This window comes from Luteibacter sp. OK325, from assembly GCF_003050935.1.
In the GTDB taxonomy this organism is placed as follows: domain Bacteria; phylum Pseudomonadota; class Gammaproteobacteria; order Xanthomonadales; family Rhodanobacteraceae; genus Luteibacter.
The window spans coordinates 13510-31382 of the sequence record NZ_QAOX01000010.1 but is presented as its reverse complement, the minus strand read 5'-3'; the positions used below and the strand labels follow the sequence as shown (position 1 = coordinate 31382).

Annotated in this window: 17 protein-coding genes; 7 read left to right on the top strand and 10 right to left on the bottom strand. The window is 64.3% G+C overall.

The genetic code is table 11. The features are described from left to right. Positions 1-59: 59 nt before the first annotated feature. The gene (locus tag C8J98_RS18500) at positions 60-1085 is read right to left on the bottom strand and encodes a magnesium and cobalt transport protein CorA (protein WP_233260300.1); all 1026 of its coding nucleotides are present in this window, start codon (positions 1083-1085) and stop codon (positions 60-62) included. Between the two features lie 226 nt (positions 1086-1311). On the opposite strand from C8J98_RS18500, the gene C8J98_RS18495 reads away from it, so the two are divergent. Next, entirely contained in the window at positions 1312-2574 is a 1263-nt protein-coding gene (locus C8J98_RS18495) for a hypothetical protein (protein WP_146171668.1), read from the top strand. 15 nt (positions 2575-2589) lie between these two features. On the opposite strand, the gene C8J98_RS18490 is transcribed toward C8J98_RS18495, so the two are convergent. From C8J98_RS18490 to miaB, 5 genes are all read right to left on the bottom strand, one after another. Beyond that, positions 2590-3798, bottom strand: a complete 1209-nt coding sequence (locus C8J98_RS18490) for a DUF4105 domain-containing protein (protein WP_107914778.1) — start codon at positions 3796-3798, stop codon at positions 2590-2592. Positions 3799-3844: 46 nt separating this feature from the next. Beyond that, positions 3845-4714 carry a transporter associated domain-containing protein gene (locus C8J98_RS18485; RefSeq protein WP_107914776.1) on the bottom strand — a complete coding sequence of 290 codons (870 nt, stop codon included), beginning with the start codon at positions 4712-4714 and terminating at the stop codon, positions 3845-3847. Positions 4715-4876: 162 nt separating this feature from the next. Beyond that, on the bottom strand, positions 4877-5338 hold the full coding sequence (ybeY, locus tag C8J98_RS18480) for an rRNA maturation RNase YbeY (protein WP_233260289.1): 462 nt from the start codon (positions 5336-5338) through the stop codon (positions 4877-4879). Beyond that, positions 5335-6312, bottom strand: a complete 978-nt coding sequence (locus C8J98_RS18475; RefSeq protein WP_107914774.1) for a PhoH family protein — start codon at positions 6310-6312, stop codon at positions 5335-5337. The genes ybeY and C8J98_RS18475 overlap by 4 nt, the downstream gene beginning before the upstream one ends. A gap of 5 nt (positions 6313-6317) precedes the next feature. Next, positions 6318-7667, bottom strand: coding sequence for a tRNA (N6-isopentenyl adenosine(37)-C2)-methylthiotransferase MiaB (gene miaB / locus C8J98_RS18470; protein ID WP_107914772.1), 1350 nt, complete (start codon positions 7665-7667; stop codon positions 6318-6320). A 467-nt stretch (positions 7668-8134) separates the two neighbouring features. Between miaB and C8J98_RS18465 the strand changes: the two genes are divergently transcribed. Further along, complete coding sequence (locus C8J98_RS18465) at positions 8135-9043, top strand: lytic transglycosylase domain-containing protein (RefSeq protein WP_233260288.1); 909 nt, start codon at positions 8135-8137, stop codon at positions 9041-9043. A gap of 187 nt (positions 9044-9230) precedes the next feature. Here the strand turns inward: C8J98_RS18465 and C8J98_RS18460 are convergent, their stop codons facing one another. Beyond that, positions 9231-10418: a trypsin-like peptidase domain-containing protein gene (locus tag C8J98_RS18460; protein ID WP_107914768.1), complete on the bottom strand. Its 1188-nt coding sequence runs from the start codon at positions 10416-10418 to the stop codon at positions 9231-9233. A gap of 197 nt (positions 10419-10615) precedes the next feature. Between C8J98_RS18460 and petA the strand changes: the two genes are divergently transcribed. From petA to C8J98_RS18435, 5 genes are all read left to right on the top strand, one after another. After that, positions 10616-11215, top strand: a complete 600-nt coding sequence (gene petA / locus C8J98_RS18455) for a ubiquinol-cytochrome c reductase iron-sulfur subunit (RefSeq protein WP_063573455.1) — start codon at positions 10616-10618, stop codon at positions 11213-11215. Beyond that, positions 11215-12504, top strand: a complete 1290-nt coding sequence (locus C8J98_RS18450) for a cytochrome bc complex cytochrome b subunit (protein ID WP_107914767.1) — start codon at positions 11215-11217, stop codon at positions 12502-12504. The genes petA and C8J98_RS18450 overlap by 1 nt, the downstream gene beginning before the upstream one ends. Next, entirely contained in the window at positions 12497-13252 is a 756-nt protein-coding gene (locus C8J98_RS18445) for a cytochrome c1 (RefSeq protein ID WP_199229957.1), read from the top strand. Before C8J98_RS18450 ends, C8J98_RS18445 begins: the two co-directional genes overlap by 8 nt. Positions 13253-13319: 67 nt before the next feature. Continuing rightward, positions 13320-13964 carry a glutathione S-transferase N-terminal domain-containing protein gene (locus C8J98_RS18440; protein ID WP_107914765.1) on the top strand — a complete coding sequence of 215 codons (645 nt, stop codon included), beginning with the start codon at positions 13320-13322 and terminating at the stop codon, positions 13962-13964. Between the two features lie 56 nt (positions 13965-14020). Then, positions 14021-14458: a ClpXP protease specificity-enhancing factor gene (locus C8J98_RS18435; protein ID WP_107915010.1), complete on the top strand. Its 438-nt coding sequence runs from the start codon at positions 14021-14023 to the stop codon at positions 14456-14458. Between the two features lie 221 nt (positions 14459-14679). Here the strand turns inward: C8J98_RS18435 and C8J98_RS18430 are convergent, their stop codons facing one another. The 3 genes from C8J98_RS18430 to C8J98_RS18420 all read right to left on the bottom strand — a co-directional run bounded on the left by C8J98_RS18430 (position 14680) and on the right by C8J98_RS18420 (position 17481). Next, positions 14680-15075, bottom strand: coding sequence for a DUF3301 domain-containing protein (locus tag C8J98_RS18430; RefSeq protein WP_107914763.1), 396 nt, complete (start codon positions 15073-15075; stop codon positions 14680-14682). Between the two features lie 128 nt (positions 15076-15203). Next, on the bottom strand, positions 15204-16082 hold the full coding sequence (gene nadC / locus C8J98_RS18425; protein WP_107914761.1) for a carboxylating nicotinate-nucleotide diphosphorylase: 879 nt from the start codon (positions 16080-16082) through the stop codon (positions 15204-15206). Positions 16083-16203: 121 nt separating this feature from the next. After that, on the bottom strand, positions 16204-17481 hold the full coding sequence (locus C8J98_RS18420) for a hypothetical protein (protein WP_146171667.1): 1278 nt from the start codon (positions 17479-17481) through the stop codon (positions 16204-16206). Positions 17482-17873 lie beyond the last annotated feature (392 nt).

Sequence of the window (17873 nt, the reverse complement as noted above, 5' to 3'; positions counted from 1 at the left end):
GTTCCTTGTGGCTAGCACCCTTTCGCCGATGAATCGGCTCCTACAAAAGCGCGCTTTGGCTAGAACCACTTGTTGCGTTTTAGGGCTATGAAGATGATGCCTACTACGCAGGCGACCAGGCAGGTGATGGCGGGGTAGGCCCAGGGTTGTTGCAGCTCGGGCATGTGCGCGAAGTTCATGCCGTACCAGCTCGTGATCAAGGTAGGCGCAGCCAACATAGCCGCCCAACCGGCAAGCTTCTTCATCACTTCGTTCTGTCCGAAGGTCACGAGCGCCAGGTTCACACTGATCGCCGCCCCAAGCATTTCCCGCATCGCGGAAATCGACTCGTTCACGCGGAAGACGTGATCGTAAATATCGCGGAAATACGCCCGCAGCTCATCGTGAATCAGGTGCGGATGCAGCCGCGTCAGCTGCGCCACGATGTCCTGCAGCGGTACGACGGCCAGGCGCAACGTCATCAGCTCGCGCTGCATGTCATAGAGGCGCTTGATGGTCATCCGGTTGTACGTCTCGGCAAAGATGTCGTTCTCGAGTTCGTGCAGCTCCTGCCGGAAGTCGCGGACGATCGGCAGGAAGTTGTCGACGATGAAGTCGAGCACGGAGTAGAGGGCGTAACTCGGCCCCATGGCGAGCAGCTCGGGCGTTTGCTCGCAGGTGCGGCGCGCCGGCGCGTACGACAGCGACGCGCCGTGGCGCACGGTGACGAAGTAGCGCTGGCCGACGAAGATCTGCGTTTCACCGAAGGCGATGTTGCCGCCAACGAGCTGGGCGGTCTGCGCCACGATGAAGAGGGAGTCGCCGTAGGTTTCGATCTTGGTGCGCTGGTGCGCGAGCTGCGCGTCCTCGATGGCGAGATCGTGCAGGTTGAACTCTTCCTGCAACTTCAGCAGCAGCGGTTCGTCCGGCTCGTGCAAACCGACCCAGACGAAGGTGTCCGGTTCCTTGAGCACGTCGCTGATCGCGTCGATGGTGATGTCGCCGATGCGGCGACCATCGGTGCGGTAAGCGACGCAGTTGACGACCATGCCGCCGTTGGAAGCGGGCGGAGCGACGGGTTCGGGAAGAATCGAGACAGATGCCATGGCGGGCATGATGCCGCCCCCTGTGTGACGGGGCAATCGCGGATTCAGAAAAGTCTCAAAGGCAGATCGGGCGGCGCCGGATGGGTGTTCAGTCGCGGCCGGATTTCGCTTGCCGAGCCAGTTCCCTAGGGTGGTGGGGCGGAGGCGACGCGGCTGGATCGCTGGATCTTGCGATTCTCCCTGGCGGCTTCGCACCAGGAAATTCCATGATCACAAGGAGCGTATCGTGACTTTGACCCCTCAGAAACCATCGCAGGACACCGACGAGGCCAATGGCGTCCCGGCCTTCATGACCGAGGAAATGGTCCATGCCCGCCTGGGTATCGTCTATCTCTTCGCCAACGTCGCCTGCGACGAAGACCGCTTCACCTTCAGCACCGACGGGGTCCTCGACCTGCTTGGCAGCAAGCCCGTGAAACCCGTCGTGCCGCCCGGGAAGAATGACCCGACCCGGCTGGCTGAGACGCTCGACCGTGCCATCCGTGCCAACGAAGCCGCACGCGACGTCGATGCCACGCGTTTGTCATCGCGCCCTGATGCCACCGCCGTGACGGCCGAAGAGGGCGCGCTGCGCGACGAGCTCGCTACCGAGCTGGCACGCATGGCCACCCTCATCGCCGGCGTCACGCAGGCGCAGCTCGCCGGTGGCACGGGTGCCGCAGTGCCGCTCGCGGCCGCCGCCGCGGGTATCTGGGCTTCGCGACCGGGCCTGATGAAACAGGTGACCCGGACCATCGCCGAAGCCGCGGCTGCGCAGGCCCAGCCCTTTTTACTCAGCGGCCTGACCACTGCGGCCGGTGTGATAGATGCGCTGGAGACGGGCTGCCAGCGTTATCTGGTCCATGCGCGTGGCAAGCAGGTGAATGTCCTTCCCGGTACGCCAACCACCACCATCGACGGCATCAAGCGCGCCATGGACTTCACGCTGGCCGGGAATGTCTACGCGGCACTGAAGGGCGGAGCCCAACTGGTGGTGGAGGGCGTGACGGCGGGTGCCTCGAGCGCCATCGGCCGGATCGTGTTCTCGGCCATCGACGCACTGGCGTCCTTCGTCCGGCGGGCACATGACTTCTATTACATGCGTCAGTTCTTCCATGAAGCGAAGGCGCACTGGGCGGACCGCAACCGTCCCGACGCCCTGCATCGGCGGCCATACGAGTTCAACCTCTGGTACCGGAATGTCGCCATGCGGGTGCCGGTGATTCCGGTGCTGACGCTCAACAGCGGTCTCTGCGGCGACAAGGCTCACCTGCTTCGCATGTTCAGTCTCGAAGGCGAGCTGATCACGCAAGCGAAGTTCGACGCCGGCGTAGCCTATATCGACCAGCTGAAAACCTGGGGCGCAGGCTACCTGCGCGACGTGGGCTACGTCTTCGAAAGTGGAGACGCGGTCATCGCCGAACTGGTCAAGTCGGCAGCGGTGCCGGCCAACGAAAAGCTGCGCACCCGGCTGTGGACCGCGTTGAAGAAACTGGTCCCTCGCAAATAACGAGGCCTGGCGAGCTCAGTCGTGCCGGCGGCAGAACGTGGCGAACAACGCGGTCCAGCACGGCAGTGCGAGCAGCAACCACGGCATGTTCCGCTGCGGGAACTCCGGCCACAGGTGCAACAGCAGGCCGATGACGCAGGCCGCGAACGACAGCGCAGTCACCCGCGGTGCGAGGTGACCGATCTGCCGGCCGGCAACACGCAGGCGCCAGATGCCCGGAATCAGCAGCAAGGCAAACGGCTGGAAAGCCAGCAGGTTGAAGTTGCCCCAGGCGGAACGATGCAGGGTCAGCGTCCACAGGCCGAGCATGAACAGGCCTGCCACGCCGGCAAACACCGTGAAAAGCGTGCCCGCGGCGACGAAGATGCCGCGGGCCACGCGATGCCGGGTAAAGGCGGGGAGTGCGAGCGGAATAGCCCACAACAGGCCGACGATAAGCAGCGGCCAGCGCAGATCGGGCGCCTGCTCCGGCGGCGGATCGAGCTTGTTCTGTGCGAGCGTCTCTTCCTGCGCCACCAGCGGTCGCGCCTCGGCACCTTCGCCGACATGCACGTGGCGCAGCTCATCTTCGAGCACCATCGGCAGGAAGGCCTCCTTCCACGCCGTCATTGGCTGGTCCGCATAGGGGCCGAGGCCGAGATCCATGCCCAGCATCAGCCAGGCCTGGTTGCTCATAAGTCGCGCGGTCTGCTCGCGGAAGGTCATGCCACCCGGCTGCTCGCGCCACTGGCGGTGGAGTGCACCACCCAGGGCGTTGTCCAAGACATCGCGAACGCGCGTGGTGCAGTTGTCGGCGTAGTAATCGTAGTTGTAGCCGGCGTTGGCCGGCTGCACGTTCCAGATCACGAAGCGGCGCAGGCTGTCTTTCTGCGTATCGTCCAGCGCGAGGCGCTGGCGGCGCACGTAGCGGCCCTCGCCCGAATAGAACTCGACATCGGACTGCGTGGTCTCCGCGTCCATGCGGTAGGCCATGATGCCGCGGGCGAAATTGACGATGAAGCCCTTCTGGTCGAAGTCGAACACGCCGTAATTGAAGGCGATGGCTTCGCCGCTCACGGTGTCGCGCACTTCAAGCGCATCGTGACCGAAGCGCTCCCAGTAGATATCGCCCGGGCCGTATGTCATCAGCGAGATTTCGAGGTTGGCGGCCGGGGCATCGACGATGCCGGCTTGGGCAACGGGAACGAAACACAGGGCGATCAACAAAAGCAGGGCGTAGCGCATCGTGGGGCGTGGTCCTTGCCCGCAGGCATGGCTTGAAGGAAGGCGGTTAGGCGCCGTTGTTACCGTTGCCGTTGCCGCTGACACGGGTGACGTGGAAGTGCAGCACGCGGCGATCGTCGGCTTCGGTGACGCGGAAGCTGAAGTCGCCCATGGTGATTTCCTCGCCCACGCTCGGCAAATGGCCGAACTCGGAGGTGATCATGCCGCCGATGGTGTCGAACTCTTCGTCGGAAAAGTGTGCACCCGCCACCTCGTTGAAGTCGGCGATGGGAGTGAGCGCGCTAACCGCGAACACGCCATCGTCGAGCTGGGTGGCGAGTACCGGATCTTCCTCGTCGTCGTGCTCGTCGTCGATCTCGCCGACGATCTGCTCGAGCACGTCCTCGATGGTGATGAGGCCGGCGACACCGCCGTACTCGTCCACCACCAGGGCCATGTGGTTGCGCGTCAGGCGGAATTCCGCCAGCAGCACGTTGAGCCGCATGGATTCGGGAATAAGTACCGCGGGGCGGAGCAGGGCGCGTACATCGCCACACTCGCTCTGGCCGAAGTACTTCAGCAGGTCTTTGGCCAGCAGGATGCCAAGGACTTCGTCCTTGTCCTCGCCATGCACGGGAAAGCGTGAGTGACCGGATTCGACCACGGCGGCCAGGATGTCCGGCAGCGGCGCATCGACAGGCAAGCTGACGATCTGGGCCCGGGGGACCATGACGTCGTCGACGCTGAGCTCGGTGACTTTGATCGCACCCTCGACCATGGTCAGGGTGTCGTTGGAAAGCAGGCCGTTGGCCTGGGCGGTACGCAGTTCTGCGATCAGTTCGTCGCGGTTGCGGGGCTCGCCGGAAAACATGTGGCCCAGACGGTCCCACCAGGATCGGTGAGTAGGGCCGTTGGTACTGCCAGGGTCCTCGTTCATTACTCTTTGATATTCGGCCCGAATGGGCGGAATGGGGAGTCTAACGGAAATCTTGTGACGGTTCAGGCCACAGCTTTTTGTGGGAGCCGATTCATCGGCGATGGGTGCTGGCCGGAACCTGGCCCGCTGCCGCGGGATCGCCGATGAATCGGCTCCTACAGGTCACGCCAGATAAGGATCCGAGATGCCCAGCCCAGCCAGCACCTTGGTCTCCAAGGCCTCCATTGCCTCGGCTTCGGCCTCGTCGATGTGGTCGTAACCCAGCAGGTGCAGGGTGCCGTGGATGGTCAGGTGGGCCCAGTGGTCGGCCGGCTTTTTGCCCTGCTCGGCGGCCTCGCGGGCGACCACGGGGGCGCAGATGACCAGGTCGCCGATGAGGGGCAGGTCTAAGCCGGGCGGGAGTTCGACGGGGAACGAGAGCACGTTGGTGGCGTAGTCGCGGCCGCGGTACTGCAGGTTCAGGGCCTGGCCTTCCTCGGCGTCGACGATGCGGATCGATACCTCGCTGGCCTTGCGGCGCTTGGCGCCCTTGAGCGCGGCCTCGATCCAGCGACGGAAGCTGGCGGATGCCGGCACGCCCTTGCGCGGCGCGGCATAACCCACGGCAACGTCGAGCTTGCTCAACGGGCTTCGTCCTTCTGCTCGAAGGCCTCGTAGGCGCGCACGATCTTGGCCACGAGCGGGTGGCGGACCACGTCGCGCGAGGTGAAGAAGGTGAAGCTGATGCCGTCGACGCCGCGCAGTACTTCGACCGCGTGGCGCAGGCCGGAGCGGATATTGCGCGGCAGGTCCACCTGTGAAACGTCGCCGGTGATCACCGCCACCGAGCCGAAGCCGATGCGGGTCAGGAACATTTTCATCTGTTCGACGGTGGTGTTCTGCGCTTCGTCAAGAATCACGTAGGAGTCGTTGAGCGTGCGACCGCGCATATAGGCGAGCGGGGCGATCTCGATCACGTTGCGCTCGATCAGCTTGGCCACCTTCTCGAAGCCGACCATCTCGTACAGCGCGTCATACAGCGGGCGCAGGTAAGGGTCGATCTTCTGGCTGAGGTCGCCAGGCAGGAAGCCAAGCTTCTCGCCCGCTTCCACGGCCGGACGCACGAGCAGCACGCGCTGCACGCGATTGTTCTCGAGGGCTTCGATGGCACTGGCTACGGCGAGGTACGTCTTGCCGGTACCGGCCGGACCCACGCCGAAGTTGATGTCGTGGCTGGTGATGGCGTGCAGGTAACGGGCCTGGTTCGGGCCGCGACCCTTGATCACGCCGCGTTTCACCTTGATCACCACTTCCTGCGTCGACTCGGCCGCCTGGTCGGCGAGCGCGTCGATGCCGGATTCGGCCAGGTGCAGGTTGATGACCTGGCCGTTGAGGGCTTCATGCTCGGTCGCCGAGTACAGCGCGCGCAGCACCTTCTCGCCCGCGCGGGCGGTGAGTTCGTCACCGATGACGCGGAAGGTGGCGCCGCGATGGTCGATTTCCACGCCCAGGCGCAGCTCGATCTGGCGGATGTGCTCGTCGAGTGGTCCGCACAGGTTGGCAAGCCGCACGTTGTCTTCGGGTTCGAGGGAGAAGTCGCGCTGGACAAGCTGGCTCATGGCATTCACGAGGCGAGCGCGACCTCTTCGTCGAGGCGGACGCGGCCGCGAAGGGAGTTGGACATCGCCTCGGTGATCACCACGTCGACGAACTGGCCGATCATCCGGGCATGGCCCGGGAAGTTCACGTAGCGCATGTTCTCGGTGCGTCCCGACAGCTCGTTGGCGTCGCGGCGGCTGGGCTTCTCGACCAGCACGCGCTGCACGCTGCCGACCATGGCCTGGTTGATCTTGCGGGCGTTCTCGTTGATCGCGGCCTGCAGGCGCGACAGGCGCGCGTGCTTCACTTCGGCCGGCGTTTCGTCGGCGAGGTTCGCCGCCGGCGTGCCGGGGCGCGACGAGAAAATGAAGGAGAAGCTCTGGTCGAAGCCGATGTCGTCGATCAGCTTCATGGTCTTCTCGAAGTCTTCGTCCGTCTCGCCAGGGAAGCCGACGATGAAGTCCGACGACACGCAGATATCCGGGCGCACGGCGCGCAGCTTGCGGATCTTCTGCTTGAATTCGATCGCCGTGTAGCCCCGCTTCATCGCCGAGAGGATCCGGTCCGACCCCGCCTGCACGGGCAGGTGCAGGTAGTTGGCCAGCTGCGGTACGTTGGCGTAGGCCTCGATCAGCGAGTCGGAGAACTCCAGCGGATGCGAGGTGGTGAAGCGGATGCGGCCGATGCCTTCGATCTGCGCGATGGCATGGATCAGCACGGAGAGGTCAGCCGTGCCGCCTTCGTGCATGGGGCCACGGTAGGCGTTGACGTTCTGGCCGAGCAGGTTGACCTCGCGCACGCCTTGCTCGGCGAGCTGGGCCACCTCGACGATGACGTCGTCGAAGGGACGGCTGATTTCCTCACCGCGCGTATAGGGCACCACGCAGTAGGAACAGTACTTCGAGCAACCTTCCATGATCGAGACGAAGGCGGTGGGGCCTTCGGCGCGCGGCTCGGGCAGGTTGTCGAACTTCTCGATCTCCGGGAAGCTGATGTCCACCTGCGACTTGCCGCTGGCGCGCTGGGCTTCGATCATTTCCGGCAAGCGGTGAAGGGTCTGCGGGCCGAACACCAGGTCGACATAGGGGGCGCGCTTGAGGATGGCGTCGCCTTCCTGCGAGGCCACGCAACCGCCGACGCCGATGAGCACGGGCTTGCCGCCGGCCTTGTGAGCCTTCCAGCGGCCGAGCTGGCTGAAGACTTTTTCCTGGGCCTTTTCGCGGATCGAACAGGTGTTGACCAGGATGACATCGGCTTCCGATTCGTCCTGGGTCAGCTCGAGACCGTGCGATGCGTGCAGGACGTCGGCCATCTTGGCCGAGTCGTACTCGTTCATCTGGCAGCCGTGGGTCTTGATGAAAAGCTTGCCGCTCATGGGCCGGGGTACCGTGATTCGAGGGAGTTTACCGAACCGCACAGTTTACGCCGCCACCACCCGCCTTGCCACAGGGTTCGGTGGATCAATGACTTGCGTGAGGAACATCACGTTCTTAGCTCTTGGCAGGCCAGGGGTGCTCGGGCACACTCGCGCCCATGGTTCACGACGCGACGCCAGGGGAAAGCGCCGGCCATCCCGCCCGCCGTTTTCTGCTCTCCCGGACGGCCCTGCGAAGGGCTGCGGGCGTTGTCGTGCTGCTTCTGGGGCTGGTCGCCGGTCCCGCTTCGGCGGGCGCCCTATATAGATGTGTCGGCAGCACGGGCGAAACCGTGTTCTCCGGCAGCACCGCTGGGTACAAGGAGTGCAAGCGCCTGGCCAATATGGCGCCGGCCCGTCCGGCAAGGCCCGTGGCCTCTTTGGCCCCGGCGGCCCCCGTCTTTCAAACGGTCGAAGCGGCGCCCTCCTTGAAGGGTGTCATCGGGAGCGTCGTCCTGGCCCCGGGTCGGAACGATGATCGGGCGGCGGCTGGGCTGGCTGCGGTGTCCCCCGCAGCGGCGGGCATGACCGTGGAGGCGTCTGTCCTGACGACCGCGACGGCCCTCGGGCCGGCCCGCGTGGCGCCGGTCATTCCTGCCACGCCCGCGGTCTCAGCGTCGCCTGCCATCAAGGCGCCGAAGGGCACGTGGGACTATCACGAGTCCACTTCGACGGACCTGGCTTCAGCGCCGGCCCCAGAGCAACCCAAGGGTTCGCGCGTGTTGCGCGGTGCCGTCTACCGGATCACCCGCGCGGACGGCGGCGTCGAGTACACCAACATTCCCCAGGCCGGCAACGCGGAGAAGGGCCAGAGCATCAAGATGCTCTTCACCTACATCGCCACCTGCGCCGCGTGCGATGTGCATTCGAAGATCGACTGGAACAGCGTCGCGCTCAACATCACCTCGTATGGCGACGCCATCTCGTCGGCCAGCACGGAGTTCGGGGTGGACGAGGCCTTGCTGCGCGCGATCATCCATGCGGAGAGCGCGTTCAATCCGCGCGCGCTTTCCGTCGCTGGCGCGCAAGGGCTGATGCAGCTGATTCCCGGCACGGCGCGCGACATGGGCGTGCTCGATGCCTTCGACGCGAACCAGAATATTCGCGGCGGTGCGCGGTATCTTGCGATGTTGCTGCGGAACTTCAACGGCAACGAACGCCTCGCGGCGGCGGCGTATAACGCGGGGCCCGGCGCCGTACAGAAGTACAACGGCGTGCCGCCTTACGACGAGACACAGGTTTACGTCGAACGCGTGGGCGTGCTTCGCAAGCGCTATGGCGAGACGTTGAAGCAGCACCCCAGCACCAGCGTACCCCTGGCCTCAGCCCGTCTGTAGGAGCCGCTTCAGCGGCGATCGGGTACATGTGGGATCCGCTTCAGCGGCGAAAGGCCAACGGAGCGGTGACGCCGTAACTTCCATTGCCGATAAATCGGCTCCTACAGGGCAAGGGCATCGCCGCTGAAGCGGCTCCCACAAGGAAGCGGCTCCCACGAGGATGCGGCTCCCAACAGGGAATCGGTTTTTACCGGGTGGCGCCTTGCAATGCCTGCATCGGCGCCGTAGGCGGCCGTTGGCTTGGGGTGATCGTGCTGGTGAATGCCGCGCCGTTGCGCAAGCCGGAAATCTCGATCGTGGCGCCGGGTTTGAACGAGGCCTCGCGCCGACGCAGGTCGGAGGGATCGAGGATGTCTTCACCGCCGATCTTCAGCAGCACGTCGCGCTGCTGGATGCCCGCCATGGCCGCGGGGCCGCCGGGTGACACGTCGTTGACCACGACGCCGCGTGCCGCGGAGGGCAGGCCGCTATCGGCCGAAATCGGCACGGCACCGTAATCCGCGCCGATCCAGCCGCGCACCACGTGGCCGGTCTGCACGATCTGGTCGAGCACGTTGCGCGCGCTCGCGACCGGGATGGCGAAGCCGATGCCTTCGGCGCCCACGGCCTGGCCGATCAGCGAGGTGTTGATGCCGACGAGGTCGCCATGGGCGTTGACCAGCGCGCCGCCCGAGTTACCGAAGTTGATGGCGGCATCCGTCTGGATGAAATTCTCCAGGCTGGACAGGTTGATCTGGCGTCCGATGGCGCTGACGATACCCATGGTCACGGTTTGACCAATGCCGAAGGGATTGCCGATGGCGAGCACCACGTCGCCCACGCGCGGGCGGTGATCCGGGTCGGTCATGTGGATGGCCGGCAGGTTGCCGGCGTCCACCTTGAGGACGGCGAGGTCGGTCTCGTCGTCGGAGCCGACCACGCGGGCCTTGGCCACGCGGCCGTCGTAGAGCAACAGCTGGATATCGTCGGCGTTGGCGATCACGTGGTTGTTGGTCAATACGTAACCATCGTCGCTGACGATCACGCCCGAGCCCAGGTTCTGCTGGCGCCGTGTACGCGCCGGCCCCGTGGGCACACTGAAGATGCGCTGCAGTACGGGATCCGAATACAGCTGGCGCGGCTGCTCGGTGACCATCTTGTTGGCGTAGATGTTGACCACGGAGGGTGCCGCCTTGGCCACGGCGTCGGCATACGAGGCCGGGCCGGAGGCGGGCGCTTCGCCCGTGGCGGTTGCCGTTATCCCTGCTGGCGCGGTGAATCGCTGGCGCAGGAAGGCGCCGCTACCGGGCCAGAACATGCCAATGATGAAGGCCACGGCGAGACCGAGCACGACGAAGCGGGCAATGAAGGCGAGCGTGCGGGCGGCGTGTTTCATCTAAGAACTGAGGGATCCTGTCGTCGTCGCAGTGCCTTGCCCATGGCAGCCCTTGCCCCTGATGGGAGAGGGTGGCGTTCAGTTTATTGTACGTGGCCGGTGCTGACGTTACACTGACGCGATTTGCGGAAGCCGATTTCCGAATGAACCGGCGATAGGGGTCCGCAACCTCAATGGCATAAGTTCCGGAGAGCCTGATGGCGAACGAAGTCGTCGATCACGGGCGCCGTCGCTTCCTTACCGTTACGACAGCAGTCGTAGGTGGTGTGGGAGTGGTCGCGGCGGTCGTGCCCTTCATTAAGTCGTGGGAACCAAGCGCAAGGGCAAAGGCGGCAGGTGCGCCCGTCACGGTTGATATAAGTGCCATCGATGCGGGCCAGAAGGTCACTTTCGCATGGCGCAGCCTTCCTGTTTTCGTGGTCAACCGCACCAAGGACCAGCTGGCCCAGCTGAAGGGCCTCGAGCCCCGCTTGCTGGATCCACAGTCGTCCAACACGGAACAGCAGCCGAAGTACGCGACCAACGAAACCCGTTCCATCAAGCCTGAGTGGCTGGTCGTCATCGGCCTGTGCACCCACCTGGGTTGCGTTCCCGACTTCGTTCCGGACATCAAGCCCGAGCCGTTCGACGCGAACTGGAAGGGTGGCTTCTACTGCCCCTGCCATAAGTCGCGCTACGACCTCTCCGGCCGCGTGTTCAGCGGCGTGCCCGCACCGAAGAACCTCCCCGTGCCGCCGTACCACTTCGTGGACGACACGCACATCCAGATCGGTGTCGATCCGAAGGAGGCCGGCTGATGGCTAACCTATTTGACTGGGTCAACGAACGCGCGCCGAACCTGGCGCCCACGTTCCGCAAGCACATGACCGAGTACTACGCACCGAAGAACTTCAATCTTTGGTACTACTTCGGCTCGCTGGCGATCCTGGTGCTGGTCAACCAGATCGTGACCGGCATCTTCCTCACCATGAACTACAAGACGAGTGCGCTGGAAGCGTTCAACTCGGTCGAGTACATCATGCGTGACGTCGAATGGGGCTGGCTGATCCGCTACATGCACTCCACCGGAGCCTCGCTGTTCTTCGTGGTGGTGTTCCTGCATATGTTCCGCGGGATCATGTACGGCTCGTTCAAGCGACCACGCGAGCTGGTGTGGATCCTCGGCATGCTGATCTTCCTGGTGCTCATGGCCGAAGCCTTCATGGGCTACGTGCTGCCGTGGGGCAACATGTCCTTCTGGGGCGCGAAGGTCATCATTTCGCTGTTCGGCACCATTCCCTACATCGGCCCCGGCCTGGTGGAGTGGATCATGGGCGACTTCCTGCCCGCCGACGCCACGCTCAACCGCTTCTTCGCGCTGCACGTGATCGCGCTGCCGCTGGTGCTCCTGCTCCTGGTGGTGCTGCACCTGGCCGCGCTGCACGAAGTGGGTTCGAACAACCCGGACGGCGTGGACGTGAAGCATGGTCCGAAGGGCAATCGCTGGGATGCCAGCAAGCCGCTCGACGCGATTCCGTTCCATCCGTACTACACGGTGAAGGACCTGGTCGGCGTGGGCTTCTTCCTGCTCATCGCGGCGTTCATCATCTTCTTCGCGCCCACCTTTGGCGGCTGGTTCCTCGAGCACGACAACTTCACCCCGGCCAACAACCTGGTGACGCCGACGCACATCAAGCCGTCGTGGTACTTCACGCCGTTCTACGCGATCCTGCGCATGATCCCGTCGTTCTTCGGCACGGCCATCTGGGGCGTCATCGGCATGTTCGGCTCGATCCTGATGCTGGCCTTGCTGCCATGGCTGGATCGTGGCGAAGTCCGCTCGGTACGCTTCCGTGGCATGGGGTATCGCATCGCGCTGGCGGTGCTGGTGATCTCGTTCCTGTCCCTGGGTGCGGTCGGCGCCGGCGTCACTGCCGAGCTGATTCCCGAGTGGTTCCCGGGCGCGGACGCGACCACGTTGGAGAACGCCTTCGGCCGCATCATGACGCTGGCCTACTTCGGGTTCTTCATCTTCATCTGGGTGTACACGCACTTTGGCCTCGAGAAGACCAAGCCGGTTCCGGAACGGGTGACGATGCATGATTAAGCGCTATCTATCCGCCATGGCCCTGGCGCTGGGCCTCTTCGTCGTCACCGTTCCCGCCTTCGCACAGGAAGGCGGTGAGGGTCTGCCCTCGGCCGGTACGAACGTGAACGACCGGGCGTCGCTGCAGCGTGGCGCCAAGCTGTTCTTCAACTACTGCGTCGGCTGCCACTCGCTGAAATACGTGCGTTACTCGCGCGTGGCCAGCGACCTCGGCCTGAGCGAAGACGAGGTGATGTCCAACCTCAACTTCACCGGCGCGAAGTTCGGTGAGCCGGTGATCTCGCACATGCCGGCCGATTCGGCGAAGACCTGGTTCGGCAAGGAGCCGCCGGATCTCTCGCTCGAAGCGCGCGCCAAGGGCGTGGATTTCATCTTCAATTACCTGAACTCGTTCTACCTCGACCCGAGTCGTCCGGTCGGCTGGAACAACACGGTTTTCCCGAATGCTTCCATGCCGAACCCCTTGTGGGAACTGCAGGGCTTGCAGGTGGCCGTCCATTCCGAAGCCACGCCGGGCCACGATTCGGTGGTGGAGAAGCTCGAACTCTCCCAGCCTGGCCGCATGACGCCGGAAGAGTTCAAGGGCGCAACGCGCGATCTTGCCACCTTCCTCGAGTACACGGCCGAGCCGGCCGTGCTCGAACGGCAGTCGGTCGGTGTCTGGGTAGTGCTGTTCCTGGCCTTGCTCACCTTCCTGCTGTATCTGGTGAAGCATGAGTACTGGAAGGACGTTCACGAGAATCACTGAATGATGTCCCGCGGGGCGACCTGACCGGTCGCCCCGTTTTACAGCGGCAGGGAGAGGGCTCGCACGCATGGTCCAGAATGCTCGTTCGCGAACGGCTTTGACGCTGTATACCAGCGCCGACGATATCCACTGCCACCGCACCCGGTTGGTGCTGGCTGCCAAGGGCGTGGCGTACGACCGGATCATCCTGAGAGCCGACGAACCGACTCCCGACCTGCTCGAGTTGAACCCCTACGGCACCCTGCCGACCCTGGTCGATCGCGACCTGACCGTTTACGACCCCATGATCGTCGTCGAGTACCTCGACGAGCGCTATCCGCATCCGCCCCTCATGCCGATCGACCCGCTGTCCCGGGCACGCCTGCGCCTGGCGACCTGGCGCATCGAGAACGACTGGCTGCCCGAGATCGAAGCGATCGGGGAGGGCGGCAAGACTGCCGACGGCGCCCGCCGCCGGCTGCGCGAACACCTGCTCCTGTCCGTGCCCCTGTTCCGGGCCTCCCGGTTTTTCCTGAATCCGGAAATGAGCCTGATCGACTGCCTGGTCGCCCCGGTGGTCTGGCGTCTGCCGCACCTGGGGGTGGATCTGGGCAAAGACGGCAAGCCGGTCGTCGACTACGGCGAGCGTCTGTTCCACAGCCAGGGATTTGCCCGCAGTCTCACGCCCGAAGAGCGCAACATGCGCCCGGACTTCAATTTCGCCCCCGGTTAGCCTCGCTACGTCGTATCCCGTAAACTGTGCACATGGATACGAACGAAAGCACGGGCATGACCTCCAATCGCCCCTATCTGCTCCGCGCCATCTACGACTGGATCAGCGATAACGGCCTGACCCCGTACGTTCTGGTGGACGCCGCGCAGCCGGGCGTGAAGGTGCCTGCCCACGTCGTGAAGAACGGCCAGGTGGTTCTCAACCTCGCCATGCGCGCCGTCGCGCATCTCGACCTCGGCAACGACCGCATCGCCTTCCAGGCGCGTTTCTCGGGCGTGAGCCAGTCCATCGTCATTCCCATGCATGCCGTGCTCGCGTTGTACGCGCAGGAGAACGGCCAGGGCATGATGTTCCCCGCCGACGAGAACGAAACCCTGCCCACCGACGGCATCGAAGCCGCGGATGAAGCCGAGGCTGAGGCATCCACGCCCTCCGCCGGCGGCGATGACGACCGCCCCAAGCGCGGCGCCCCGCACCTGCGCGTCGTCAAATAAGAAAACCTGCTGTTGTGGCTGTTGTTGCTGTTGTTGCTGTTGTTGCTGTTGTGGCTGTTGTTGCTGTTGTGGGAGCCGATTCATCGGCGATTCCTAACTGTGTCGCAACCCCATCGCCGCTGAAGCGGCTCCCACAGGGTAAGCGGTTCCCACAGGGTAAGCGGCTCCCACAGGGTAAGAAGCACTCACAGGGTAAGAAGCCCTCGCAGGGCGCAGCAGGCTCAGTGCAACCGACGCCGATCGGCCAGCGAAATCACATTCGCCCCATGCACGATCGAATCCGTCGCGACGACGGTTTCCAGCGCAGGCGAGCCGCTCATCGGCAGCGAAAAACTCACCACGTCATTCCCGGCCATCCACAACCGCGCGAGTTCCCGCGACTGGCCGTCTTCGCTCACTTCGAATACGTAGCAGCGCTCAAGGCGCCGTACGCCGTCCACGCCCTGCAGCCGGATGGAGCGCAGCCCAACGCTCTGGTCGAGCAGTTGCAACCCGTTCCGTTTGCATAAGGCCGCCGCGGCTCGCACCGCCACTTCGCGTGCGCGGGTCAGCCGATACCAGCTGGCGATACCTGCGGCCAGGGCCATGAGCCAGAACAGATCGGTGAAGGAATCCATGGGGTCAGTGTGTGGCCGCGTCGGCGCGACCACAAGCCCCCACAAAGGCATCGCCGCTGAAGCGGCTCCCACAAGGAACAGGGATGTGGGAGCCGCTTCAGCGGCGATTTCCTGCGAAGCGAGGCCACTCAGCCCCCGTGCTTCACATCCAGCCGCAGCGACAGATCAATCGCCCGCACGTTCTTCGTCAACGCCCCGCTAGAAATAAAGTCCACCCCCGTCTCCGCAATCGCCCGGATCGTATCGATCTCGACATTGCCGGAGACCTCCAGCGGCATCCGCCCCGCCGTGAACGCCACGGCTTCGGCCAGCATCGCCGGGGTGAAGTTGTCGAGCAGGGCGCGATCGGCGCCGGCGTCGAGGGCCTGGGCCAGTTCGTCGAGGGTTTCCACTTCGACGATGAGCGGAAGCTTCGGGTGAATCCTGCGAGCCGCCTCGACCGCGGCCGGAATGCCGCCCGCGGCGATGATGTGGTTTTCCTTCAGCATCATCGCGTCGAACAGGCCAATGCGGTGGTTGGTACCGCCGCCGCAGAGTACCGCGTACTTTTGCGCGCGGCGCAGGCCCGGCAGTGTCTTTCGCGTATCGAGCACGCGCGTACGCGTACCTGCGATGGCATCGGCATAGCGCGAGGTAACCGTCGCCGTGGCCGAGAGCAGCTGGAGGAAATTGAGCGCCGAGCGCTCGGCGGTGACCAGGGCGCGCGCCTTGCCGGCAAGGCGGCAGATGGTCGAGCCGGCGGCAACGCGATCGCCATCATGCACGAGCCATTCAATGCGCACATCCGGATCGAGTTGACGGAAGCAGGCGTCGAACCAGGCCGCGCCGCTGAGCACGGCGTCTTCGCGGCAGGTGAGTACGGCGGTGGCCGTGGCGCCGGCATCGAGCAGGTCGGCCGTCGCATCGCCGGGGCCGATGTCTTCGGCGAAGGCGCGCTGCACGTCGGCCAGGATATCGGCGGCTGCGGGCAGGGCATCGGCGAGATACTGCGGAACGGAAGTGGTCATCAGCGGGCTGCGTCCGTGGAGAAGACGGCTACGATAACGCGGTCATCTTCCGGCGAACAGGCGGTGATGAGGCAGCCAGGGCGTGAGACGAATTCCGTACCCTGGCCACCAACGCCTTCAGCTATCGAGGGACGCCGCGGCGGGCGCAACCGATGGTGGCGCCGTCACCAAAGTGATCAAGGATCCCGTATCCCCCGGCATAGCCTTTCGCGAGGCAGGCTCGATTGACCGCGGAGAAGCATGTGGTCGTCCCCGGCCACCCGGATGCCGAGCAGGTGTTGTAGCCGGAAATCTCGGTGTACGACGTCGGGACAATGTTGCCTGCGACGCCGTCGAGACAAGCGACCTGCGCAGCGTCGTTGCTGTATTCCATCGGACCGAAGCCGCCACCTGCAAAGCCGGTCGCCTTGCAGTAACCGGCAATAGCGCTTGCGCACGAATCGGAAAACAGGTTACCTGCCACGCAGTGGGCGTCACGCGCGGTCAGTTGACTGATGGACACAATAGGAGAGGCTACATGTTCCGACCGGAAGCAGAGGACCCCGGCCTGTACGGTGTTCAGCTCTTCCATGATGCCGCCAGAAGCGTACCCCTGGGACCGGCAGTACCGTGCCACCGAGGAGGCGCAAGAGTTTCCGACGGGGTCCAGTCGCGCGGATGCGGCCTGGCAATCGAGATTCTGCGCGCGGAGTAATGTGAACGGAACATCGAGGTAATTGGGTCCCGACGTTGGATCAGGTTGCGCTGAGGCATCCACGGATCCGAACTGGAAAGCGCTGGGCGTCACTGGAAAATGCCCCTGGCTCGGAGATACCGTATTGCCTGGAGCTGCCGAACCGGTGTTGATGGGCGGAAGGAACTGGCCAAAGATGTGCCAGTTGCCGGATGGGTCTCTGGCGAACCTGCCGTATTCATGTGGATTGAAGGGCAGGGCCACGTTGTTGACCACCCACGCGTTGTACACGTGGTTGCCGAGCGGGGTGGCCGACGTGCGGATCTGTAGGTGGTAACAACCGAACATGGGTGACAGCGGCGTCGTGCAGCCCGTCGTGCCGGCGCCCGACGTCATCAGCAGACGGCCATCAATGACCTGTACATCGAAACCGTCCTCCAGGTCGCCAACTTTTCCATCAGCGGACGAGCCCAGCACTTCATCGCCCTGGTCGGCCGGCCACGCCCGCTGGGTGCCTGCGGCCCACATCATGCCCGCGTCGTCGCGTACCAGTTGCACGCCGCGCGTTGCCAGACGAGTGACGACCTGGCCGCCCGCTGTTTCGCGGAATTCCATCGCACTCCAGTAGACGTAAGGAACGCCTTGATAGGTGAAGATCTTCGGAACGCTCGCGGATTTTCCTGTCGTTGGTTCGCTTGCGGCGACGCCCGAAACGATGACGTTCATGCGGCTGAGGTCTACGCTGTAGTCACCGCGTGAGATAGGCGCCGCGCACGATGAGGCATATGGCCCGAGAGCGGAACCGGAGCCCCCACATTCGAAGACCATCCATAGTTCGCCGTTGACGTCGGCGGCGGTCGCGTCGTACGCCGTTGTGATCGTTGAGTCGGATTGGACGCCTAGCGGGATGCCGTTGCCCGCGGGGGCGACGAGATACTTCACGAAACTGAAGGTCTGGCTAGCCCAGTCGAAGCGAAGGAGTACGACGCTCCACCGCGAGCCCGAGCAACCGTCGCTTGATGTATTAATGAGCTGGCGCCCGAGGAACAGGTCGGTTGTGCCAGGCACCTGAGCAAGGCTGGTCGCATTGCATCCCGGAACCGAGACCGGCTGGAAAT

Excerpts from the sequence above, each read along its gene's own strand:
- C8J98_RS18420 (WP_146171667.1), bottom strand. The coding sequence starts at position 17,481 with ATGAACGTCATCGTTTCGGGCGTCGCCGCAAGCGAACCAACGACAGGA.
- C8J98_RS18460 (WP_107914768.1), bottom strand. The coding sequence starts at position 10,418 with ATGAAACACGCCGCCCGCACGCTCGCCTTCATTGCCCGCTTCGTCGTG.
- C8J98_RS18440 (WP_107914765.1), top strand. The coding sequence starts at position 13,320 with ATGGTCCAGAATGCTCGTTCGCGAACGGCTTTGACGCTGTATACCAGC.
- C8J98_RS18500 (WP_233260300.1), bottom strand. The coding sequence starts at position 1,085 with ATGGCATCTGTCTCGATTCTTCCCGAACCCGTCGCTCCGCCCGCTTCC.
- C8J98_RS18475 (WP_107914774.1), bottom strand. The coding sequence starts at position 6,312 with ATGAGCCAGCTTGTCCAGCGCGACTTCTCCCTCGAACCCGAAGACAAC.
- C8J98_RS18490 (WP_107914778.1), bottom strand. The coding sequence starts at position 3,798 with ATGCGCTACGCCCTGCTTTTGTTGATCGCCCTGTGTTTCGTTCCCGTT.
- C8J98_RS18435 (WP_107915010.1), top strand. The coding sequence starts at position 14,021 with ATGACCTCCAATCGCCCCTATCTGCTCCGCGCCATCTACGACTGGATC.
- C8J98_RS18485 (WP_107914776.1), bottom strand. The coding sequence starts at position 4,714 with ATGAACGAGGACCCTGGCAGTACCAACGGCCCTACTCACCGATCCTGG.
- C8J98_RS18430 (WP_107914763.1), bottom strand. The coding sequence starts at position 15,075 with ATGGATTCCTTCACCGATCTGTTCTGGCTCATGGCCCTGGCCGCAGGT.
- petA (WP_063573455.1), top strand. The coding sequence starts at position 10,616 with ATGGCGAACGAAGTCGTCGATCACGGGCGCCGTCGCTTCCTTACCGTT.
- C8J98_RS18450 (WP_107914767.1), top strand. The coding sequence starts at position 11,215 with ATGGCTAACCTATTTGACTGGGTCAACGAACGCGCGCCGAACCTGGCG.
- miaB (WP_107914772.1), bottom strand. The coding sequence starts at position 7,667 with ATGAGCGGCAAGCTTTTCATCAAGACCCACGGCTGCCAGATGAACGAG.
- nadC (WP_107914761.1), bottom strand. The coding sequence starts at position 16,082 with ATGACCACTTCCGTTCCGCAGTATCTCGCCGATGCCCTGCCCGCAGCC.
- C8J98_RS18445 (WP_199229957.1), top strand. The coding sequence starts at position 12,497 with ATGATTAAGCGCTATCTATCCGCCATGGCCCTGGCGCTGGGCCTCTTC.